Here is a 22,568-nt window from a genome sequence, read left to right as displayed (position 1 = left end):
GGGCGGGTGTTGTCCCCCCCCCCCCCCCCCCCCCCCCCGCGGCCCCGCCGGGGGGGGGGGGGGGGGGGGGGGGGGCGCCCCCACCCCCAGTACGCGGACCCCCATCCACTCGAAGTCGCAGCTCTGGCCTGCGCTTTTCCGGCCCCCACCCCGGGGGCCCCACCCCCACCCCCACATCACCCGAACACACAACGCAACGACAGGAGATTCCCAACATGACCGAGACCGACCGGACCGACGAGACCATCCGCACTGCCGACGTGGTGGCCGTGACCCGCGACGACCGCGTCCTGCTGATCAAGCGCGGCTGGGACCCCTACGTAGGCTGCTGGGCGCTGCCCGGCGGCCACGTGGACCCCGGGGAGACGGACCTCGCCGCCGCCGTACGCGAACTGGCGGAGGAGGCCGGGGTCCTGGTCGCGCCCGGCGATCTGCGCCGGATCGGTACCTGGGACGGGCCCGGACGCGACCCCCGGGGTCCGTACAGCACCGTCGCGTACCTCGTCGTCGTTCCCGACGACACCGCCATCGTGGCCGGTGACGACGCCTGCGCCGCCTGCTGGTGGCCGGTGGACGACCTGCCCAGGGAATTGGCGTTCGACCACGCCGACATCCTCGCCGCCGCAATTCGCAGCTCCCGACGGCCCTGATGTCGGAACGCGTCTGACCACCCCCCGCGCACGCGAGGGAATCGCGCCCCCGCACCCCGGTGACACACCCGGCTCCCGACACCCACCGACAGACCCGAGAAAGGTTGCTCCGCCATGGCCGAGTTCCACATCGAGTTCAAGGACGCCGCAGGCAACAAGCGCGGCAGCCAGTACTTCAGCGAGCCGACCGACACCCACGCCCTGACCACGGGGCGGGACCTGCTCACGTCCGCACACCGCACCGACAAACGCATCGTCCTCGGCACCGTCTCCCGCCGCGTCCTCTTCCCCAGCCGCGCCAAGGAGATCGCCGACCTGAAGGTCTGAACATCCCCGGGGCGACCGCCGGACTTGGCGGAATGACGGTCGCCCCGGGCCCAACCCGACCATCACGGACCCGGAAGGGACCACCAGCATGACAAACCACAGCACCGCGCGGGTCATCCGCGTCGTCAGCTTCGGCTACGGCCACGCCGACGCCCCCGAGGCCGAGATCACGCTCGACCTCCGCAGGCGCTTCCGCAACCCGCACGGCGACCCCACGATGCGCTACCGGACGGGCCTGGACGAGGACGTGTTCGAGGACGTCCTCGACACCCCGGGCGTGCGCGACCTCGCCGCCGTGACCGCCCTCGCCGCACACGACCTCGCCCACGCCGTGCCCGACTCGATCACGATCGCCTGCGGATGCGTGGGCGGCAGGCACCGCAGCGTCGCCGTCGCCCGCCACGTCGCCGACATCCTCGCCGACGGGTGCTCGCGCATCGAGGTTGAACACCGCGACGTCGACCGTCCGCTCCTGGACTCCACCACCCACGGCATCACTCCGCCGTTGTCCGACGTCGGACGGACCTGCGGGTTCGCGGCCGTCTCGGCCGAGATCGATGCCGAGCGCGCGGCCCAGGACGCCAAGTTCGGTGAGCAGAACTGGCCGGACGGCACCGGCGGACCGGTCATGCGCTTCGAGGCCGACCGGCACCGCGACGCCTGCCAGCACTTGGCCGCGCACGGCGGCCCCGACTGGCGCTCGATCCTCCTGGAGGAGGTCTACGAAGCCCTCGCCGAGGACGAAACTGCCCGGCTGCGGGCCGAGTTGGTGCAGGTCGCGGCGGTCGCCGCCGCGTGGATCGAGGCCATCGACCGCCGCCCGACGGATGGAGCGGAGTCGCTGTGACGCTGACGATGACCGACCTGTTCTGCGGCGCCGGGGGCAGCTCCACCGGCGCGATCCAGGTGCCCGGGGTGTCCGTGCGCATGGCGGCCAACCACTGGCGCCTCGCCGTCGACACCCACAACACCAACCACCCCGCCACCGACCACGACTGCGCGGACGTCTCGCAGGTGGACCCGCGCCGCTATCCCGCCACCGACATCCTGTGGGCGTCGCCTTCGTGCACGAACCACTCCATCGCCAAGGGCGCCCGACGCAGGCCCGCCCAGGGCTCGCTGTTCGACGACGAGGCACCCTTGCCGGACGAGGCGGCCACCCGATCGCGGGCGACCATGTGGGACGTGGTCCGCTTCGCCGAGCACCACCGCTACCGCGCGATCGTGGTGGAGAACGTGGTGGACGTGCGGGACTGGGAGCTGTTCGGCGCGTGGCGCCTCGCGCTCCAGGCGCTCGGGTACTGCCTGCATCAGGTGTTCATGAACTCGATGTTCGCCGCCGCGCTGGGGCCGGCCGCCCCGCAATCCCGCGACCGCTGGTACGCCGTCGCCCACCGGGCGCCGTCCCCCTGCCCGGACCTGGACCGGTGGACCCGCCCGACCGCGCACTGCCCGACGTGCGACCGGCTGGTGCGGGCGGTGCAGGCGTGGAAACGGCACGACCGGCCCGGCGGCCGGTACCGCGCGCAGTACGTGTGGCGGTGCCCGACCGCGCGATGCCACGTCGAGGTGCATCCGGCGGTGCGGCCGGCCGCCGACGCGATCGACTGGACCGTGCCCGGACAACGCATCGGCGACCGGCTGCGACCGCTCGCCGCCAAGACGCTCGCGAGGATCCGGGCGGGACTGGCCAAGTACGCCCGCCCACTCACCACACCCGACACGGGCGGCGCGTACGCGCCGTTCGTGGCGGAACTTCGCGGTGGTGGCAGCGACCACCGGCCGGTGAGCGCACCGCTCGCCACGGTGTGCGCGTCCGGGAACCACCACGGCCTCGTGACCGCGGCCGGACATGCGATCGTCATGCGCAACAACACCCCGCGCGGCGACGCCGGGCAGATGTGCACTCCGGCCACCGAGCCCCTGCGCACACTCACCACCGCCGGCCACCAGTCCCTGATCACATGGCCCCCGCCCCTGCTGGTGCCCTCGGGCGGGACGTGGAACGAGGACGCGCAACCGGTGGACGAGCCGATGCGCACCCGCACCACCCGCGAGACGGACGCCCTGCTCGTGCCGTACTACGGCAACGGCAACGCCCGCCCGGTCGCCGAACCCGCCTCCACGGTCACCACCCACGAACGCCACGCCCTGATCGTCACGGACGTCGACATCGAGGACTGCCTGTTCCGCATGCTCGCCGTCCCCGAGATCCAGGCCGCCATGGCATTCCCCACCGAATACCTGCTCCTGGGCACCAAACGCGAACGCGTCCGCATGGCCGGCAACGCCGTCACCCCGCCCGCGGCCCGCGACCTGATCGCCGCCGTCGCCCACGCCCTCACCGGAGAGGAGACCTGCACGTGAGCGGCCCCATCCCGTTCGAACGCGTCCACGCGGAGACCAACGACCTTCCCGCCGAAGGTGTCGCGTGCGACTTGGACGCCGAACGCGCCGTTCTCGGTGCGGCCCTGCTCGACGCGTCGGTCGTTCCCGAGATCGAGGCCGAACTCGGCGACCCCGAGGAGGCGTTCTACCGGCCCGCGCACGCCTCGATCTGGCGCGCGGTGCGGGACCTGGTGGCCGTCGGGGAGCCGACCGACACGGTGGCCGTGGCCGCCCACCTGACCCGCGCTGGCGTCATCACCCGCGTCGGCGGTGCCCCCTACCTGCATACCTGCCTGAGCGCGGTGCCGACTGCGGCGAACGGTCCCTACTACGCCCGGATCGTCGCCGAGCAGGCCCGGTTGCGGCGCATTGCGCAGGCCGGGGTACGGCTCGTCCAAGCCTCCGGATCCGCCGACCCGGATGAGGCCAGCCGGGTCGCAGCCGACGAGCTGCGGGCGGTCACGGAGGCCGACCACGAGCGGTGGCCGGACCCAATCCCGCTCGGCGGCGGGGTGGCGCTGCCGCCGTTGCCGGTCGCCTCGTTCCCCGGATGGATGGGCGCATTCGTGACCGCGGTCGCCGAGGAGACACAGACCCCGCCGGACCTTGCCGGGGTGGTGGGCCTGTCGTGTCTGGCCACGGCCGCGGGTGGGCGGGTGGTGGTGCGGGTTCGGGGGCAGTGGACGGAGCCGCTGAACCTGTTCACCGCCGCCGCCCTCCCGCCGGGCAACCGCAAGTCGGCCGTGTTCGACCTGATGACCGCGCCGCTGCTGGACGTCGAGCAGGCCGTGCAGGAGGAGAGCCGCATGGCCGTGGTCGAGGCCCGCATGCTCAAGGACGTCGCCGAGGAGGCCGCGAAGAAGGCCGCCATCAAGGCCGCCAACGACGACGGCAGCGGCGGCGCCTACCTCGCCGCCGAAGCCGTCGACCTCGCCCAGGCCGCTGAGGCCATGACCGTGCCCGTACTGCCGCAACTGATCGCGGACGACGCTACCCCGGAAGCCGTCGCCTCCCTCCTCGCCCAGCAGGGCGGGCGGTTGGCCGTGTTGTCCGCCGAGGGCGGAGTGTTCGACATCATCGCCGGGCGATACAGCAGCGGCCGATCCAACCTCGACGTCTACCTCAAGGGCCACGCCGGGGACATGCTCAAGGTCAACCGCGCCGGACGCGCCGAATACCTCCGCGCCCCCGCCCTCACCATCGGACTCGCCTGCCAACCCGACGTCCTCAAGGCCATCGGCGCCCAGGACGAATTCGCCGGACGCGGACTCCTCGCGCGGTTCCTGTACAGCCTGCCGGAGTCCTGGGTGGGCTACCGCAGCACCCGCCCCGAACCCATTCCCGCGTCCACGCTGGAGACGTACGGCCGCAACATGGCCGCGCTCACCCGCTCCCTCGGCGCGCTCACCGAACCCGCCGCGGTCACCGTCTCGCCCGAGGCCGACGCCGTGTTCGCCGTCTTTCAGGAGCGCCTCGAACCGCAACTGCGCCCGCGCGAGGGCGCTCTCGGGCACATCGCCACGTGGGCCAGCAAGCTCGCGGGCGCGGTCGCACGGATCGCGGGCCTGCTCCACCTCGCCGAGCACCTGACCGACGGCTGGGGCAAACCCGTCACCCCCGAGACCATGACCGCAGCCATCAACCTCGGCGACTACTTCGTCGCCCACGCCCTCGCCGTGTTCGAACTCATGGGCACCGACGCCGACATGGACCTCGACGGTGCCCGACTCGTACACGGGTGGCTCAGGGCCAACCCGGCGCGCGAGGTGAGCCACACGGCCGTGTTCAAGGGCGTGCGCTGCCGGGAGTACCCGACGTCCCGCTCGATCGACCCGGCGCTGACCACGCTGGAGGAGTTCGGGTGGCTTCAGCCGATCCCGCCGCCGGACAAGCGCGGTCGAGGACGGCCGCCCGCGAAGCGCTACCTCCTTCACCCAAGTCTCAGAGACCCGCGCACAAATCGCTAAATTCAAAACGGGCCTCTGACCTGCGGTTTCGTCGGACGCTAATTCGCGCACAAACCGCGCCAAACTCGCGCCAAAATCAGCAGGCACCGGATCCGGGCTCTGCCGAGCCCCCGCCCGACTCCGTCACCTTCCGTAGCGAACTTGGCTGCCCGCGCGGGGAGTGCCGGAATTTGGTGCGAGTTGTGCGCGGTTTGTGCGCGATTTAACGATCCGCGAACCCGCAGGTCAGAGCCCTCTTCCGAATTTAGCGATTTGTGCGCGCCCCCAAGGGTCCACAACCCCATGGGAGTCACCGTGCGTATCCGCCTTCACGGCACCCCGGACGAGTGCGACCACACCGCCGCCGCTCTCGCCGAAGTGCTCGAAGTCCTCGACACCAGCCGCCACTACGCCGACCGGCCGCCCTCGAAGCTCTGCCGCGTCTACCTGACCGTCGCACCGCCCACGACCGCCACGGGCCCCCACAGCCACGGAGCGAACAATGACTGACCGTCGGATCGGAACCGCCAAGACCACCGCGCCGCGCCCGCCCAAGCCCACTGACAAACTCACACTCGACGAGGTCTGTGACGAACTTCGTGTCGCGCGCTCGACCTTCTACGACTGGCGCCAGAAGGGTCGCGCGCCCCGCTGCATCAAGCTCCCGAACGGCGACCTGCGGGTGCGCCGTCAGGTCCTGGACGACTGGCTGGATGAACGGGAGGACGCCGACTGATGGGTGCACGAACCACGTTCGACGTGCGGTTCTGGAAGATCCGCGTTTACAAGGGGAAGCGTGGCACCACGTACATCGTGCGGTGGACGGTGGCGGGTGCGCCCTACTCGAAGACGTACGCGAACGCCGCTCTTGCGGACAGTGCACGCTCCGAGCTGCTCAGCGCTGCCAAGAAGGGCGTGGCGTTCAGCACGGAGACCGGACTCCCTGTCGTGGATCGAGCGAAGGCCACCACGACCGTGAGCTGGTACGACTTCGTGCTCAAGTACGTGGATATGAAGTGGCCCGACGTGTCTGCGAACAACAGGAAGAACATCGCCAAGGCACTCGTGCCCGCCACCGTGGCGATGCTTCGCAGTGCCCCGAAGGGAATCGACCCTGTGGTCTTGCGGACGGCGCTTCGGGAATGGGCCTTCAACCGCGAGCAGCGCGACCAGGCGCCCACCGAGTACGCACGGGTTCTGCGATGGGTCGCGCGCAGCACGCGGCCGGTGTCGGCTCTGGAAGAGAACGAGGTCTTGTCGGCGGTAGTGCGTGCCATGTCCAGCAAGCTGGACGGCAAGAACGTTGCGAAGTCCACGGCTCAGCGCAACCGGCGAATCCTGTACAACGCTCTGGAGTTCGCCGTGCGCTCCGGGGCACTCGGTGCGAACCCGTTGAAGGGGCTGACGCTGCCGTCCATCCAGACGTCCGGCGTGGTCGACAAGCGATGCCTGGTCAACCCGTCCCAGACCGTTGCCCTGCTCGACGCGATCGGCCAACGACCGCGGGGAGGTGTTCGACTTCGGCCCTTCTTCGAGACCGTGCGTTACGCGGGCCTGCGTCCGGAGGAAGCCCTGGCCCTGCGGGTGCACGACGTGACACTGCCCGAGGAGGGTTGGGGCGAGATTCTCGCGCACAAGGCGACACCCGAGGTTGGGAAGCAGTGGACGGACTCAGGGGAATTGCGGGACGAACGCCACCTCAAGGGGCGTGCGGAGACCGAGACGAGACCCGTGCCTGTCCATCCGAAGCTGGTCGCGAGCCTGCGCGAGCACATCAGGGTGCAGAGGCTCAAGCCCGGAGACCTCCTGTTTCAGGGCGAGGGCGGCGACCCGCTCTCAGGAGTCGTCTACCGGCGGGCGTGGGGAAGCGCCCGGAAGGCCGTGCTGTCGCCCGAGCAGTTCGCTTCGCCGCTCGGCAAACGGGTGTACGACCTGCGGCACACGTGCCTTACCGAGTGGCTGAATGCCGGGGTGCCACCGGCGCAGGTGGCGGCGTGGGCGGGGAACAGCGTTGCCGTCCTGCTCACGGCTTACGCTCTGTGCATTTCCGGCCACGAAGCGGACTTGCACAAGCGCATCGAAGCGGCGCTGTCCACGGCCTGAGAAACTTCGCCGCGTATTTGCCGCAGCTATCCGTATAACCCCGGTGACAGCCGGACAGCGCCGGATCCCCGCCGATTCACTCGGATGGTGGTCCGGCGCTTCGGCGTGTCTGGCGAGACCTGCTCTGACCTGCGCGGACGCCGCCCGGGGGTGCGGGCGGCGGACGGCGGCGTGGCTGTGCCCCCGGCAGGACTCGAACCTGCGACCAAGTGCTTAGAAGGCACCTGCTCTGTCCACTGAGCTACGAGGGCGTGGGCGAATCAGGATCTTGCACTGGATCCGGTCGCGGCACAACAGAATAGGGCCGTGTGCATGCCTCACCGACGTTCCGGCGGTCACCGTTACCTGATCAGACGCAGTTGGCGGCCAGAATGTGATCAGAGAAGGGCCGAATCGGGCAGAGGGAGGCGCAGTGGGTCCCACAAGGACTGTACTTGTCGGCTACGGCGTAGGGGGCTCGGCCTTCCACGCACCGGTCATCGAGGCCACGGAGGGGCTGGAACTGGCCGCCGTGGTGACCGGGAATCCGGAGCGCCGGGCGACGGCGCACGAGCGGCATCCGCAGGCCGAGCTGATCGGGACGACCGACGAGATGTTCGCTCGCGCGGGTGACTTCGACCTCGTGGTGATCACTGTGCCGAACCGCTTCCACGTACCGCTGGCGGAGCGCGCGCTGGAGGCCGGGCTGCACGTGGTGGTGGACAAGCCGTTCGCGGGGACCGCCGCCGAGGGGCGGGCGCTGGCCGCGACGGCGGCGCGCTGCGAGCGGGTGCTGGGGGTGTACCAGAACCGTCGGTTCGACGGCGACTTCCGGACCGTGCGGCGGTTGGTCGAGGAGGGGCGGCTCGGTGAGATGTACCGCTTCGAGTCGCGGTTCGAGCGGTGGCGACCGCAGGTGCGGACCTCGGGGTGGAAGGAGCAGGCCGATCCGGCGGCGCTGGGCGGGATCCTGTACGACCTCGGGACCCACCTGATCGACCAGGCGGTGACGCTGTTCGGGCGACCCACCCACGTGTACGCCGAGTTGTCCGCCCGGCGGGCCGGGGCGCTCGTGGACGACGACTCGTTCGTGGCGCTCACCCACGCGAGCGGGGTGCGGTCGCACCTGTGGATGAGCGCGGCGGCGGCCGACCTCGGACCGCGCTTTCGGGTGCTCGGTTCGAAGGCGTCGTATGTGAAGTTCGGGATGGACCCGCAGGAGGAACTGCTGCGCGCCGGGGCGGAGGTCGGTACGCCCGGGTGGGGGACCGAGCCACCGTCGGCGTGGGGAAGGCTCGGTACGCCCGGGGACACCGTGCCGGTGGAGACCGAGCCGGGTGCCTACCAGGACTACTACGCCGCGTTCGCGCGCGCGGTGCGGGGCGAGGGCGCGCCCCCGGTGGCGATCGAGGAGGCGGTGTCCGTCCTGGAGACGATCGAGGCGGCGCAGCGGTCCTCCGCCGACGGAGTGACCGTCGCGTTGTAACCGCGACGGCACGTTGGGAATGCGGACAATTCGGGCACTGGTCGCCCGTGGTGATCATGGGAAGCGACACCCTGTCCGCAGCCCTCGCCGACCTGCGGGACAAGGTCGTGGCGACGTGCTTCCCGCTCGACCTGCCCGGCGTCGTGCAGGCGCGGTCGGCCCGTCGCGAGTTGATCGACCAACTCGGCGACTACGTGCTGCCCCGGCTCGCGGTGCCGCGCGCGCCGCTGCTCGCGGTGGTCGGCGGGTCCACCGGCGCGGGTCGGTCCACCCTGGTGAACGCCTTGGTCGGGCGCGAGATCACGGTGGCCGGCTCGCTCCGGCCGACCACCCGGGTGCCGGTCCTGGTGTGTCGGTCGGGGGACCGGCACTGGTTCGCCGCGGAGCCCGGGATCGACCTGAAGCTGGACGAGCGGGTACCGCCCGGGATGGCCCTGCTGGACGCGCCCGACATCGACTCGGTCTCCGCCGACAACCGGCGGATCGCGGTTCGCCTGCTCGGCGCCGCCGACCTGTGGATCTTCGTCACCACCGCGTCGCGCTACGCCGACGCCGCGCCGTGGCACCTGCTCCGGCTCGCGCGCGATCGCAACACCCGTCTGGCGATCGTGTTGAACCGGGTGCCGGCGGAGGTACTCGACCGAGTCCGGCCCGACTACGTCCGGTTGTTGCGGCACGCCGGATTGGGCGATGTGCCGCTGTACCCGATCGTGGAGACCGAGCCGGGGGCCGGGTTGCCCGAGCGCAATGTGGTGCCGATCCGCACGTGGCTCGCCGAGCGCGGCGCGGATCCGGACGCGCGGGCCGCGGTGGTCCGGCGCACCCTGGGCGGGCTGTTGCACAGCCTGGATCGGCGGGTGCCGCCGCTCGCGCAGGCGGTGGGGCGACAGTACGAGGCGGCCGGGCGGGCGCGCGAGTGCGTGGATCGGGCGTACGCGGCGACCTCGCGATGGGCGCTGCGGGCGCTCGACGACGGGTCGTTGTTGCGCGGCTCGGCGGCGGGACGCTGGTACGAGGGGGACGAGGCGGGGGCCGCGCGGGCGGTACTGGAGAGCCTGGACGCGCTGGTGGCGGACGCCTTCGCGCGGGGCGCCGAGCGGTCGGCGGGGTGTCTGCCGCGCGGCGGGATCCGTCGGCCCGGGCCCGGGCCGCTCGCGTGGCCGGACCGGGCCGAGCCCCTCGCGCTGATCGCCGCGGTCGGTGGCGCCGAACTCGGGCCCGGCATCGGCCGCGACGCGGCGGGGCGGCTCGGCGTCCGGATCGGATCCGAGCCGGCCGCGCGGCTGATCACCGATCTCCATCGTGCGCTGCGCGCCGTCGTCGCGGAGGCGCTGGACGGTGAGCGCGCGCGGCGGGTGGCGGCAGTGGCGCTCCTGCCCGCCCGGGCCGACGCGGGGTTGATCGAGGCGCTCGACGTGGTGCGGAGGAGCGCGTGAGGGGCGGCGGGGCGCGGCCCGAGCGCGAGCAGGGGCCGCGTACCGGTCTCGTGTGGAAGCCGGGTTGTACGCGGTGCGGCGGGCCGGCTCGGGTGCGCCGCCGCGAGAGGCGGGTCGGGGTGCGGCCCGGTTCCGAGCGGAGGCCCGGGTGACCGCCGGTGGGCAGGATGTCGATCGGTTCGCCGTGCGTCGGGCCCGGCACGCGAGTGGGACCGAGGAGGCGGGGCGGCTGATGGCTCGGCTGGCCGCGCTCGATCGCACCGCGGCGCTGGCCCGGGATCGGCTGCCCGGCACCGATCTCGCCTTGATCGAGGACCTGCTCGGGCATGCCGAGACCAGGTTGGGCACGGCCACGTGGCACACCGTGGTCGCGCTCGCCGGCGCCACCGGCGCCGGCAAGTCGTCGTTGTTCAACGTGCTCACCGGGTTGCGGCTGGCGGACACCGGCGCTGAACGGCCGACCACCCGGACCACGCTGGCGTGCGCGTGGGATCCCGAGGGCGCGGCGCCGTTGCTGGACCTGCTCGGCATCGAACCGGCGCACCGGGTGGCCCGGCACGGTTCGTTGGACGCGCGCCGAGGCGGCGGGATGCCGGCCGGCCTGGTGCTGCTCGACCTGCCCGATCACGACTCGATCGACCTCGCGCACCGGGCCGAGGTGGACGCGGTCGTGGCGGTCGCGGATCACATCGTGTGGGTGCTCGATCCGCAGAAGTACGCCGACGCGATCGTGCACGAGCGCTACCTGCGGCCGTTGCGGCATCACGGGCCCGGCATGACGGTGGTGCTCAACCACGCGGACCGGCTGCCGGCCGGGGACCTCGCGGCCTGCCTGACCGACGTGCGGGCGCTGTTGGCGGCCGACGGGCTCGCCGAGGTGCGGGTGCTGGCGACGTCGCCGGAGACCGGGATCGGGATCGCCGAACTGCGCCGGGTGGTGGTGGCCGCGGCCGGACCCGGCGAGGCGTCGGTGACCCGGCTGGCCGCGGATCTGGACGCGTTGACCGAACGCCTCGAGCCGTATTTCGCGGGTGTGGCGCCGGACGTGGACGGGTTCACCGCCGAGGACCGCGACGCGCTCGTGGACGGGTTGTGCGACGCGGCCGGGGTGGCGGTTCTCGCGGCGGCCGCCGGGGAGGGGCAGCGGGTGCCGCGCGGGCCGCTGTCGGGTCGTCGGGTGCGGCGGCCGGCGACGCGGCCCGCGCCGGTACAGATGCATCGGGCCGAGCGGGTGATCCGGCGGGCGGGGGCGAGGTGGACGCGGGGGTTGCCCGCGCAGTGGGTGGGTGGCGTGCACCGAGTGTCGGCCGAGGGGTTGCGGAGGTTGCCGGACGAGTTGCCCGCGGTGCTGACGGGGGCCGGGCCGGAGGCCGCTCCGCCGGCGCTCGGTGTGCGGGTCGCGGTGGGCGCGCAGTGGGTCGGGGTGCTCGCGGTGGCGGCCGGGGTGGTCGGTGCGGGCTCGGCCCGGGCCGGGGGGCCGGCGGCGCGTGGGTTCGGGATGCCGGCCTCGTGGTGGGTGGTGGTGGCGGGGCTCGTGCTGGTGGTGGCGGGAGTGTGGTGCGCGCGCCGGGTGGCGCGGACGGCGGCGGACCGGCGGACGGCGGAGGTGGCGGCGGCGTTGCGGTCGCGCGTCGGGGAGGTGGCGGATCGGTTGTTGGTCGGGCCGGCGGAGGGGGAGTTGGCGCGGTATCGGGAGGCGCACGGGTATTTCGTGGCGGCTCGGGAGCCGATGCGGCGGGGGTGAGGGGAGGGGCGGGGCGGGGCGGGAGGCGTGGCGGGGGCGGTGTCACCCACGTGGGCGACGGGCGGCCGGGGCGTCCCTCACGTGGGTGACGTGGTGTCGTGCACAGGGGCCGAGTTGTCCACAGCCCGTCCCGGCCCGCCGCCGGTCGACCGCCCGGTGCCGGATCGTCGAGGGCGGACGGCGATGTCGCGGGGCACGCCGTGACCCGCGGCTACACAGGAGGCAAGCGTGGACACGTACGTGACGGTGATCGGCAATGCCGCCAGCGATGTCCGGGTCCAGATGACCCAGGCGGGCGTGCCCCTGGCCCGCTTCCGGATGGCGGTGTCGCCCCGGCGCTTCGATCGGGAGACGGGGACGTGGGTGTCGGGGGACGCGTCGTTCTACACCATCGTGTGCTTTCGGGGCCTGGCGGAGAACGTGACGAGTTCGATCGACAAGGGCGACCCGCTGGTGGTCACGGGTCGGCTGCGGGTGCGCGAGTGGGAGCGCGAGGGGCGATGGTGGACGGTCACCGAGATCGACGCGTCCTCGGTGGGACACGACCTCGCCCGCGGGGTCGCGGAGTTTCGGCGGGTGGGTCGGCCCGCGCGTCTGTCGGTGGTGGCGGACGGCGTCGCGGCGGGTTCGGCGGCGGAGCAGGGCACCCTCGCGATCGGGTCCGATCCCGGATCCGTCGGCGCGGAGGAGGCCGCGTGAATTGCCGCGGCGTGTGATCGCGTGTTCGGGAAAGCCATTCATTGTTGATGGCGGAGATAATTCAAGGCGGTTTCGGGAACGAATCTGGAACAGAATTGTGACGACTCGGAGCGGGTGCGATCCGCGTCAAATCAGACCAACCGTCGCATGTCCCTCAACCGATGGGGTGGGAGGGTGGAAAAAGCCGGATCATGGGGGCGAATAGCGCCCGAGACGAGGCGTTGGTCACGAAAAAGACCGATTCGGTCGGTTGTGAACACTGACAAATCAATAGCGGATGAGATGGCCCTGATCAGCGTCTAAGCGGCTTGACGCACCCCATAGGCGGCTATATCCGTCGAAGACTTGTCGACTTCCCGATATGCGAATTGACATCCTCGACGTGGATCTTCTCCCGAGGTAAAGAACGTGAAACAAATGAGTACCCCGGGTCGCGAGAGGTGGCCCGACTGCTCATACCATTCAACGGTTCTTTACTCGCGCCCCGCTCGGGGGAACCATGCGCCGCGCGAGTCGGCATACATTTTCGAGGGGACCACCACATGTTCCGTACACCGGGACGGACGGCCACCCGCTTGTCGGCCATGATCATTGCCGGCGGCTTGGCGGCGGCCGGCGTGATCGGTTTCGCGGGTGCGGCCAGTGCGGAAGGCGCCAAGGGCGTCTACAAGGGCGGCGATGTCGGTGCGGACATCTTCCTGCAGGGCAAGGACAAGTCGCAGCGCGCCTCGATCCTGAAGCTCGAGGTCGACGGCAAAATCCTGCGCACCTACTGCATCGACTTCCACACGCTCGTTCGTGACGAGGCGAAGTACGACGAGTCGGGCTGGAAGGAGACTTCCTTCGGCACCAAGGCCGACAAGGCCAAGGTCAAGTGGGTGCTCCTGAACTCGTTCCCGACGGTGGACCTGGGGGCCGTTCGCGCGAAGGTCGGCGCTCCTGAGCTGACCGAGGGCGAGGCCGCCGCCGCCACGCAGGTCGCCATCTGGCACTTCACCGACGGCCAGAAGCTGGACGAGAGCAAGAAGAACGACGGCGACATCGTCAAGCTCTACAAGTACCTGGTCGGCGACGCCAACAAGGGCGACGTCACCGAGCCTCCCGTCTCGCTCTCGGTGACCCCGGGCGAGAAGGCCGGCAAGATCAACGACAAGCCCGGCATCGGCCCGTTCGAGGTCAAGACCAACGCCGAGGGCAAGTCGATCAACGCCAAGCTGCTCGAGGGCGACGCCGACGCCAAGGCGACCCTGGTGGACGCCGACGGCAAGCCGGTCGACAAGGTCGGCAACGGCGACAAGCTCTACGTGAACGCCTCCAAGGCCACCAAGGCGGGCAGCCAGACCTTCCAGGTCTCCGGTGAGTCGACCGTGCAGGCGGGTCGGGTCTTCCAGGGCGTCAACAAGGACGGGTCGACCAGCCAGCTCCTGATCGTCGCGGACAAGCAGAAGGTGCAGACCTCCGACAAGGCGATCGCCAAGTGGGGCAACCCCGGCAAGGGCCCGCTCCCGGAGATCAACGCCACCAAGGACTGTGTCGACGGCGGCGTGAAGGTCACCGTCAAGAACACCGGTGACGAGTCGTACAAGTTCAAGCTCGACGGCAAGGAAACCACCGTCGAGGCCGGCAAGTCGGTCGACCAGGTCGTCAAGGTCGCCGAAGACCAGGCCTACAAGATCACCATCGTGGGCCCCGACGGCAAGACCGCCAAGGAGTTCACCGGCACGCTCGACTGCAAGACCGCCGGCGCCACCGAAGGTGTCACCGGTGGTACCTCGGGCGGCAGCACCGGCGGGACGCCGGCTCCGGTGAACCCGAAGGGTCCGGACCTGGCCGCCACCGGTAGCGACAGCAGCAACACCCCCGCGATCCTGGGCGGCGCCGGTGCGCTCCTGCTCGCGGGTGGCGGACTGGTGTTCTACATGCGCCGCCGCAACAACGGCTCGGACGGCGCCGCCGCCTGATTCGGGCGCCGCTGATCGAAGCACACCGATAACCGTCGGGCCCCGACGCGCAGCCGGCGCGTCGGGGCCCGACGTCGTCCCCCGGCACCACCGTCGCGGGCCGGTCCGGCGTTCGAGGACGAGTGGCCCGCCTGCCCGGCCGAGGAGCCCCGCGGCCGACGATCGCGCGGCCCGGCGCCGAAATCCCGCGACCCGGCGCCGACGATCGCGCGCCCTGCGGGCACCCATGCACGGGCACTGCCCGGCAGACCATAGGCTTGGACGCATGGCTGAGTACATCTACACCATGCGCAAGGCGCGTAAAGCGCACGGCGACAAGGTGATCCTCGACGACGTGACGCTCAGCTTCCTGCCGGGAGCCAAGATCGGCGTCGTCGGCCCGAACGGCGCGGGTAAGTCGACCGTTCTGAAGATCATGGCCGGGCTGGAACAGCCGTCCAACGGCGACGCGTTTCTGTCCCCCGGCTACACCGTCGGCATCCTGCTGCAAGAGCCTCCGCTGGACGAGTCCAAGACCGTTCTGGAGAACGTCGAGGACGGCGTCAAGGAGATCAAGGGCAAGCTGGACCGGTTCAACGCCATCGCCGAGGAGATGGCGACCAACTACACCGACGAGCTGATGGCCGAGATGGGCGAGCTGCAGGACCAGCTCGACCACGCGAACGCCTGGGAGCTCGACTCGCAGCTCGAACAGGCCATGGACGCACTGGGCTGCCCGCCTGGCGACTGGCCGATCGTGAACCTCTCCGGTGGCGAGAAGCGCCGCGTGGCGCTGTGCAAGCTGCTCCTCGAAGCGCCCGACCTGCTCCTCCTGGACGAGCCGACCAACCACCTCGACGCGGAGAGCGTCCAGTGGCTGGAACAGCACCTGGAGAAGTACGCCGGCACCGTCGTCGCGGTCACCCACGACCGGTACTTCCTGAACAACGTCGCCCAGTGGATCTGTGAGGTCGACCGCGGTCGGCTGCACCCCTACGAGGGCAACTACTCCACCTACCTGGACACCAAGGCCACCCGCCTCAAGGTCGAAGGGCAGAAGGACGCCAAGCGGCAGAAGCGGCTCAAGGACGAGCTCGAGTGGGTCCGCTCCAACGCGAAGGGCCGCCAGGTCAAGAGCAAGGCGCGCCTGGCCCGCTACGAGGAGATGGCCGCCGAGGCGGACAAGATGCGGAAGCTGGACTTCGAGGAGATCCAGATCCCGCCGGGTCCGCGCCTGGGCAACGTCGTGGTCGAGGTGGACCACCTCAGCAAGGGCTTCGACGAGAAGCTGCTGATCGACGACCTGTCCTTCACGCTGCCGCGCAACGGCATCGTGGGCATCATCGGTCCGAACGGCGCGGGCAAGACCACGCTGTTCAAGATGCTGATCGACGCCGAGACGCCGGACGCGGGCAACATCAAGGTCGGCGAGACCGTCAAGGTCTCCTACGTCGACCAGTCGCGCGGTGGCCTGGACCCGAAGAAGAACCTGTGGGAGGTCGTCTCCGACGGCCTGGACTACATCAAGGTCGGCAACGTCGAGGTGCCGTCCCGGGCCTACGTCAGCGCGTTCGGGTTCAAGGGCCCGGACCAGCAGAAGCCCACCGGGGTGCTCTCCGGCGGTGAGCGCAACCGCCTCAACCTGGCGTTGACGCTCAAGCAGGGCGGCAACCTGCTGCTGCTCGACGAACCGACCAACGACCTCGACGTCGAGACCCTGTCCAGCCTGGAGAACGCGCTCCTGGAGTTCCCGGGCTGCGCCGTGGTCGTCTCGCACGACCGCTGGTTCCTGGACCGGGTGACCACGCACATCCTCGCCTACGAGGGTGACTCGAAGTGGTTCTGGTTCGAGGGCAACTTCGAGTCGTACGAGAAGAACAAGATCGAGCGCCTGGGCGCCGAGGCGGCCCGGCCGCACCGCGCGACGTACAAGAAGCTCAAGCGCAACTGACCCACCCGGTCGGCACGGCGTAACCGGTGGCCTGTCGTATGCCCGCATACGGCAGGCCACCGGCGTCCTCCGGCCGGCACGCTTGGGCACTCGGGACGCATCGACACGGGAACAGAGAAGAGGACTGGGCACGTGGCCAGGCACATCTACCAGGCGACGCTTCGGTGGTCCGACATGGACGCCTACCGGCACATCAACAATGTGCAGTACCTCCGCTACCTGGAGGAGGCGCGCGTGGACATGATGTTCACCCTCGGACAACGCGAGGGGGCCAAGACGCTCTCCGAGGGTGTGGTGATCGCCCGGCACGAGATCGACTACAAACGACCGCTGGTGTGGCGTGCCGAGCCGGTGCGGGTGGAGACGTGGGTGACCCACATCGGCGCCGCCCGGTTCACGCTCGCCTACGAGGTCAAGGACGACGAGCAGGTGTACGCGACGGCGCTGTCGGTGCTGGTGCCCTATTCGCTCGACGAGCAGCGCCCCCGGCGATTGAATGCGGAGGAGCGGGCCTATCTGGAGCGCTTCGTCGAGCCGCGGGACGAGCCCGAGGGGCGGCCGGTCCGCCCATGACCGTGTTGCGCTTCGCCGATCCCGCCGCCGCCGCGGACCTGGGCGGCTATCTGAGCCGACTGTTGCGCTACGACCGCCGCGCGGTGGTGCGGGTGCGAGCCGAGGGCTCGGTGCTCGGTACGTTCGGCCACCCGCCGTTCGGCGAGGCCGCGTCGGGCGTGATCACGCTGCGCGCGAGCGAGTTGGCCGGGCCCGCGACCGTGGACGCTACCGTGTCCGCGGGGCAACTCCTGGACGCGATCACCGACGACGCGAGCGTTACCCTGCCGCCGTCGGTGACCGGTCCCGGGTGGGCCGGCCTGCTCCCCCCGCGCACCGGCTGGGAGCGGGTCGCCGAGCTCGCCGTGCTCGACCTGGCCCGCGAAGTGGCCGCCGGTGTCGCGGAGTTCCGATCCCGCGCCGAGCCCGGCCTGCCGCGCGCCGAACTCGACCGAATCGCCGCCGACATCTGGACCCGACCGATGACCGGACGACTCCCGCTCCGCGCCGCGCACGCCGCCCAGTCGTTCGGCTTCCTGGGCCCACCCGACCCCGAGGCACGGGTGGAGATCCTCGCCTGCGGCACCTGGTTGCGCCTGGAGGCCCGCTTCGGCTCGGTCTCCGTCCGCCGGGAAGGCGCCCCGGGCATCCTCTTCACCCGCTGACGCCCCGGTCCGGCCGGGGTCCTCGACACGCCCGAGGCACCCGCCCCGGCCCGCGCGTCGACCGACATGCCCCGAGCGGCCGACGCCTGTGGCCGGCCGAGACCGCTGTTCGGGCCGAACCGACGTCGCACCGACGCCTCCTGATGCCTCGTCAGGTTTCCTTGACGCTCCGTCATGTTCGGCGACGTGGTGTGTCGATCTTTGTCTCGGGAGACACATACCGGCGTTGTGTGACGAGCGTTGTTCGTGGCGAGGGGACCGGACCATGGAGCGCGTCAAGGCGATGGCCACTTGGCCCTGTGGGCGGCGATCCAAGTGGGTTGTGCTGATCGTGTGGGTGGCGCTGCTGGTCGGCGCGTTCCCGCTCGCCGGCAAGCTGCCGGACGTCGAGCGCAACGAGGCGTCCGCGTGGCTGCCGGGGGCGGCCGAGTCGACCAAGGTGATCAAGTTGCAGAGTCGGCTCCAGGACGTCGACACGGTCACCGCGGTCGTCGTCTACGAGCGCGCCGCGGGGCTGAGCGAGCCGGACCGCGCCGCGATCCTGGCGCAGACCGAGCGGATCCGGCACACCCCGGGCGTCGTCGGGCCGATCGCGGACCCGACGTTCGAGCCCGGCGGCCGGGCGGCCCAGGTGCTGGCGCCGATCGAGATGGACCCGAAGGTCGGCTGGAGCGAGTTCATCGACGTCGTCGACGACGTGGACACGATCACCGAGGGGTCACCGCCGGGGTTGCGCGCCTACGTGACCGGCCCGGCCGGGATCGGCGCGGACCAGGGCAAGGCGTTCGAGGGCATCGACGGCGTACTGCTGTACAGCGCGCTCGCCGTGGTGATCGTGCTGCTCCTGCTCACCTATCGCAGCCCCACCCTGTGGTTGCTGCCGGTGCTCACCGTGGTGGCGGCGCTGTTCGGCGCGCAGGCCTTCGTCTACCTGTTCGCCAAGCACGACGTGGTCGTGGTCAACGCCCGGAGCGCGGCCATCCTGACCGTGTTGATCTTCGGGGCGGGCACCGACTACGCGCTGCTCCTGGTCGCGCGCTATCGCGAGGAGTTGCGCCGCTACCAGGACCGGCACGAGGCGATGGCGCACGCGCTGCTGCGCGCCGGACCCGCGCTGCTCGCCAGCGCCGCGACCGTCGGCGTGGGCATGTTGTGCCTGCTGGCCGCGCGGATGAACTCCACCTCGGGGCTCGGCCCGGTGTGCGCGCTGGGCATCCTGGTCGGCCTGGTCGCGATGGTCACGCTGTTGCCCGCCCTGCTGGTGATCTGCGGTCGATGGGTCTTCTGGCCGGTCCGGCCCGGGTACGGCACCGCCGACCCGGCCGCCACCGGCATGTGGGCCCGGATGGGCAACGGGATCGCCCGCCGGCCGCGGATCGTGTGGATCGGCACGAGCCTCGCGCTGGCCGCCCTCTCGCTCGGCCTGTTCGCGCTCAAGGCCGACGGGCTCAGCAACAAGGACACCTTCATCGGGCGCCCGGAGTCGATCAAGGGCGCCGCGGTCGCGGCCCGCTACTTCCCGCAGGGCTCCGGCGCCCCGGTCGTGGTGATCGCTCGCGAACCGGCGGCCGGCGCCGTGGTCGCGGCGCTGTCCACCGACCCGGGCGTGCTGCCCGCACACCAGGTCCGGGCCCGGAACGGGCTGGTGGAGATCGACGCCACGCTCAAGGACGGCGCGGACAGCACCGCCGCGCAACGCACGGTCGAGCGGCTGCGCGACGTGGCACACGCCGTACCGGACGCGGCGGCCAAGGTCGGCGGTACCACCGCGGTGAACATCGACATCGCCCGGGCCCAGCGGCACGACGACAAGTGGATCATCCCGCTCGTGCTCCTGGCCGTCCTGGTGATCCTGGCGCTGCTGCTGCGCGCGGTGGCCGCGCCGGTGATCCTGGTGGCCACCGTCGTGTTGTCCTTCGCCGCGGCGCTCGGTGCCAGTGCGCTGGTCTTCGAGTACGTCTTCGGCTTCGCCGGCGCCGACACGTCGCTGCCGCTGTTCGTGTTCGTCTTCCTGGTCGCGCTCGGGATCGACTACAACATCTTCCTGATGACCCGGGTGCGTGAGGAGAGCGCCCGGCACGGTGCGCGGCCGGGGGCGTTGATCGGGCTGCGCGCCACCGGCGGTGTGATCACCTCGGCGGGCCTGGTGCTGGCGAGCACGTTCGGCGTCCTGGGCACGCTGCCGGTGGTCACGTTCGCCGAGATCGGCTTCGCGGTCGCGCTCGGCGTGCTCCTGGACAGCATCGTGGTCCGCTCGATCCTGGTCACCGCGCTCACCCTGGACGTGGGCCGGGTGATGTGGTGGCCCAGCGTGCTGTACCGGCACCCGGTGCGTGCGTCCGAACCCGATCAGTCCCCGTCCGACCACCACACGGCCGTGTCCGGCGGCGGCACGAGCTGATCGCCGTCGCCCGGACCCACCGGGCCGGAGGCGAGCGACAACGCGCCGACCGGCGCCGGCCGCACCGGGTTCGCCGTCCGCGAAGCCGCGCACGTGGATTCGGTGGAAGATCGCGTCGTGCCACCGACCACGTGCCGGCGGCAGCCTCCGTCGCATCGCGGATGCGGCCGTCGGCCCGTCAGTCCAGTCGGTTCACCATCGACTGTGCGGCGTAGACCAGGTAGTCCCACAGGGTGTTCTCCTGCTCGGCCGGCAGCGCGATGTCGTCCACCGCCGCCCGCATGTGCCGCAGCCACGCGTCCCGGGCCTCCTCGGTCACCGCGAACGGCGCGTGCCGCATCCGCAACCGCGGATGCCCGCGCTGGTCGCTGTAGGTGCGTGGACCGCCCCAGTACTGCACCAGGAACATCCGCAGCCGGTCCTCGGCACCGTCGAGGTCCTCCTCCGGATACATCGGGCGCAGCAGCGGATCCTCGCGCACGCCCTGGTAGAAGCGGTGCACGAGCTTGACGAACGTCTCCTCGCCGCCCACGGCTTCGTAGAGACTCGGTTCCGGCTCTCGCATCTCGGTCACCGTTCCATCCTCCCAGATGGCCCGGCGGGCCGGGCAGGCTCAGCCCGATCGTTCCGCGGCCCGGGCGATGCCTCGGCGCATGCCTCCGAAGACGATGCCGTGGAAGGGGAACACCGCCCACCAGTACAGGTGCCCGAGCAGGCCCCGGGGGTGGAACAGCGCACGCTGGCGATAGCGCGTGCGGCCGTCCCGGGTACCGACGGTGAACTCCAGCCAGGCCAGTCCCGGCAGCCGCATCTCCGCGCGCAGCCGGAGCAGTTCGCCGGGCACCACCTCCTCGACCCGCCAGAAGTCCAGCGAGTCGCCGACCCGCAGGCGGTGCGGATCCCGGCGCCCGCGGCGCAGCCCGACCCCGCCCACGATCCGGTCCAGCGCACCGCGCACCGACCAGGCCAGCGGCCACGAGTGCCAGCCGTTGTCGCCACCGATGCCCTCGATCACCCGCCACACGGCCGCCGGGGAGGCGGCCGGCTCCGCCTCGCGGACGTCCTCGTACAGCGAACCGCCGGACCAGTCCGGGTCGGTGGGCAGCGGATCGCTCGGCGCACCGGGCAGGCCCGCCGAGGACCAGCGGGTGGCCACGTCCGCGTCGCGGATGCGCTTGAGGGCCAGTTCGAGCGCACGGTCGAAACCGGTCGGGCCGCCCGGCGGGTCCGGGATCCAGCGTGCGATGTCGTGCTCGTGGCAGATCACCTCGCTGCGCAGCGACTCCACCAGCGGTCGGGCCAGGGCGCCGGGCACCGGTGTGATCAGGCCCACCCAATGACTCGACAACGAGGGTGTGAGCATCGGTACCGGCAACACGCGCCGCCGGGGCAGGCCCGCCACCGCCGCGTAGTGCTGCATCATCCGCTCGTAGGTCAGCACGTCGGGCCCGCCGATGTCGAAGGCGCGGTCCACCTCCGGCGGCAGCTCGGCACATCCGACCAGGTAGTGCAGGACGTCGCGGACCGCGATCGGCTGGATCCGCGAGGTGACCCAGCGTGGGGTGACCATCACCGGCAGCCGCTCGGTGAGATGGCGCAACATCTCGAACGAGGCCGACCCCGAGCCGATGATCACCGCCGCGCGCAGCACCGCCGCGGGCACCGAGGACGCGAGCAGGATCTCGCCGACCTCGGCGCGCGAGCGCAGGTGCGGCGAGGAGTCGCGGGCGGCGGACCCGGCGGCCGGGCCCAGCCCGCCGAGGTAGACCAACCGGCCCACGCCCGCGTCCTCGGCCGCGGCGGCGAAGGTGCGCGCACTCTCGCGGTCCGTGTCGGCGAAGCGCGGCCCGCTGCCGAGCGCGTGGATCAGGTAGTACGCGACGTCCACGCCGTCGAGGGCGCGGCGCACCGCGGCTCGATCGAGCACGTCGGCGCGGACGATCTCGACCCGGTCCGCCCAAGGGTGGTCACGCAGCTTGGCCGGGGTTCGGGCCATACAGCGGACGCGGTAGCCGGCCGCGAGCAGTTCGGGCACCAGCCGGCCACCGAGGTAGCCGGTGGCGCCGGTGACCAGGCACAGGGGAGAGTCCACCCGGCCCAGTCTCGCGGATGGCACGCGCGACCCGGCGCGGACGCGCCCGAGGGCAACCCGTTCGGTCCGCAGGACGGGGCCGGCGGTAACCCGTTCGTGGGCAGGCCCGGCGACTACCCGCGTCCGCCGTGCGGCCCGACGGCGATCCGTCCGCGCCCGCCGTGCGGCCCGGCGAGCATGCGTTCGCGCCCGCCGCCCCCGGCGACCAC

The 22,568-nt window shown here is 71.4% G+C and carries 19 protein-coding genes and 1 tRNA gene; 17 read left to right on the top strand and 3 right to left on the bottom strand.

Features of this window, described 5'->3' with window-relative positions; genetic code table 11:
- Positions 1–215 precede the first annotated feature (215 nt).
- The 8 genes from ACIBSV_RS15350 (at position 216) to ACIBSV_RS15315 (ending at position 7,414) form a co-directional block, all read left to right on the top strand.
- On the top strand, positions 216–650 hold the full coding sequence (locus tag ACIBSV_RS15350) for an NUDIX domain-containing protein (protein ID WP_395863033.1): 435 nt from the start codon (positions 216–218) through the stop codon (positions 648–650).
- 114 nt (positions 651–764) lie between these two features.
- A complete protein-coding gene (locus ACIBSV_RS15345) occupies positions 765–977 on the top strand; it encodes a hypothetical protein (protein WP_395863031.1) in 213 nt (70 codons plus the stop codon).
- Positions 978–1,065: 88 nt separating this feature from the next.
- A complete protein-coding gene (locus ACIBSV_RS15340) occupies positions 1,066–1,824 on the top strand; it encodes a hypothetical protein (protein ID WP_395863029.1) in 759 nt (252 codons plus the stop codon).
- Positions 1,821–3,344 (top strand): DNA cytosine methyltransferase, encoded by a 1,524-nt coding sequence (locus tag ACIBSV_RS15335; RefSeq protein ID WP_395863028.1) that lies wholly within the window; start codon positions 1,821–1,823, stop codon positions 3,342–3,344. The genes ACIBSV_RS15340 and ACIBSV_RS15335 overlap by 4 nt, the downstream gene beginning before the upstream one ends.
- Positions 3,341–5,332, top strand: a complete 1,992-nt coding sequence (locus ACIBSV_RS15330; RefSeq protein WP_395863026.1) for a DUF3987 domain-containing protein — start codon at positions 3,341–3,343, stop codon at positions 5,330–5,332. Before ACIBSV_RS15335 ends, ACIBSV_RS15330 begins: the two co-directional genes overlap by 4 nt.
- Positions 5,333–5,626: 294 nt before the next feature.
- Positions 5,627–5,821, top strand: coding sequence for a hypothetical protein (locus ACIBSV_RS15325; protein WP_395863024.1), 195 nt, complete (start codon positions 5,627–5,629; stop codon positions 5,819–5,821).
- Positions 5,814–6,047 (top strand): helix-turn-helix transcriptional regulator, encoded by a 234-nt coding sequence (locus tag ACIBSV_RS15320; RefSeq protein ID WP_395863022.1) that lies wholly within the window; start codon positions 5,814–5,816, stop codon positions 6,045–6,047. Before ACIBSV_RS15325 ends, ACIBSV_RS15320 begins: the two co-directional genes overlap by 8 nt.
- A complete protein-coding gene (locus tag ACIBSV_RS15315) occupies positions 6,047–7,414 on the top strand; it encodes a tyrosine-type recombinase/integrase (RefSeq protein ID WP_395863020.1) in 1,368 nt (455 codons plus the stop codon). Before ACIBSV_RS15320 ends, ACIBSV_RS15315 begins: the two co-directional genes overlap by 1 nt.
- 178 nt (positions 7,415–7,592) lie before the next feature.
- Here ACIBSV_RS15315 and ACIBSV_RS15310 read toward each other — a convergent pair.
- A tRNA-Arg gene (locus tag ACIBSV_RS15310) sits at positions 7,593–7,665 on the bottom strand.
- A gap of 161 nt (positions 7,666–7,826) precedes the next feature.
- Here ACIBSV_RS15310 and ACIBSV_RS15305 point away from each other — a divergent pair.
- From ACIBSV_RS15305 to ACIBSV_RS15265, 9 genes are all read left to right on the top strand, one after another.
- Positions 7,827–8,879 carry a Gfo/Idh/MocA family oxidoreductase gene (locus ACIBSV_RS15305; protein ID WP_395863018.1) on the top strand — a complete coding sequence of 351 codons (1,053 nt, stop codon included), beginning with the start codon at positions 7,827–7,829 and terminating at the stop codon, positions 8,877–8,879.
- 56 nt (positions 8,880–8,935) lie between these two features.
- On the top strand, positions 8,936–10,315 hold the full coding sequence (locus tag ACIBSV_RS15300) for an ATP-binding protein (protein ID WP_395863017.1): 1,380 nt from the start codon (positions 8,936–8,938) through the stop codon (positions 10,313–10,315).
- 148 nt (positions 10,316–10,463) lie between these two features.
- Entirely contained in the window at positions 10,464–12,059 is a 1,596-nt protein-coding gene (locus ACIBSV_RS15295; RefSeq protein ID WP_395863015.1) for a GTPase, read from the top strand.
- Between the two features lie 228 nt (positions 12,060–12,287).
- Positions 12,288–12,758, top strand: coding sequence for a single-stranded DNA-binding protein (locus ACIBSV_RS15290; RefSeq protein ID WP_395863013.1), 471 nt, complete (start codon positions 12,288–12,290; stop codon positions 12,756–12,758).
- Between the two features lie 584 nt (positions 12,759–13,342).
- The gene (locus tag ACIBSV_RS15285; protein ID WP_395863011.1) at positions 13,343–14,719 is read left to right on the top strand and encodes a Cys-Gln thioester bond-forming surface protein; all 1,377 of its coding nucleotides are present in this window, start codon (positions 13,343–13,345) and stop codon (positions 14,717–14,719) included.
- A 265-nt stretch (positions 14,720–14,984) separates the two neighbouring features.
- Positions 14,985–16,649 (top strand): energy-dependent translational throttle protein EttA, encoded by a 1,665-nt coding sequence (gene ettA / locus ACIBSV_RS15280; protein ID WP_395863009.1) that lies wholly within the window; start codon positions 14,985–14,987, stop codon positions 16,647–16,649.
- Positions 16,650–16,781: 132 nt separating this feature from the next.
- The gene (locus ACIBSV_RS15275) at positions 16,782–17,222 is read left to right on the top strand and encodes an acyl-CoA thioesterase (RefSeq protein WP_395863007.1); all 441 of its coding nucleotides are present in this window, start codon (positions 16,782–16,784) and stop codon (positions 17,220–17,222) included.
- Positions 17,219–17,866 carry a hypothetical protein gene (locus tag ACIBSV_RS15270; RefSeq protein ID WP_395863005.1) on the top strand — a complete coding sequence of 216 codons (648 nt, stop codon included), beginning with the start codon at positions 17,219–17,221 and terminating at the stop codon, positions 17,864–17,866. Before ACIBSV_RS15275 ends, ACIBSV_RS15270 begins: the two co-directional genes overlap by 4 nt.
- A 265-nt stretch (positions 17,867–18,131) precedes the next feature.
- The gene (locus ACIBSV_RS15265; protein ID WP_395863003.1) at positions 18,132–20,267 is read left to right on the top strand and encodes an MMPL family transporter; all 2,136 of its coding nucleotides are present in this window, start codon (positions 18,132–18,134) and stop codon (positions 20,265–20,267) included.
- Positions 20,268–20,445: 178 nt separating this feature from the next.
- Here the strand turns inward: ACIBSV_RS15265 and ACIBSV_RS15260 are convergent, their stop codons facing one another.
- Both ACIBSV_RS15260 and ACIBSV_RS15255 read right to left on the bottom strand, forming a co-directional pair.
- On the bottom strand, positions 20,446–20,832 hold the full coding sequence (locus ACIBSV_RS15260) for a globin (RefSeq protein WP_395863471.1): 387 nt from the start codon (positions 20,830–20,832) through the stop codon (positions 20,446–20,448).
- Between the two features lie 48 nt (positions 20,833–20,880).
- On the bottom strand, positions 20,881–22,359 hold the full coding sequence (locus ACIBSV_RS15255) for an SDR family oxidoreductase (protein ID WP_395863001.1): 1,479 nt from the start codon (positions 22,357–22,359) through the stop codon (positions 20,881–20,883).
- Positions 22,360–22,568 lie beyond the last annotated feature (209 nt).

The organism is Embleya sp. NPDC050154 (assembly GCF_044460165.1).
GTDB lineage: Bacteria > Actinomycetota > Actinomycetes > Streptomycetales > Streptomycetaceae > Embleya.
The sequence above is the reverse complement of the archived record's forward strand: the minus strand, read 5'-3'. Positions and strand labels throughout refer to the sequence as shown.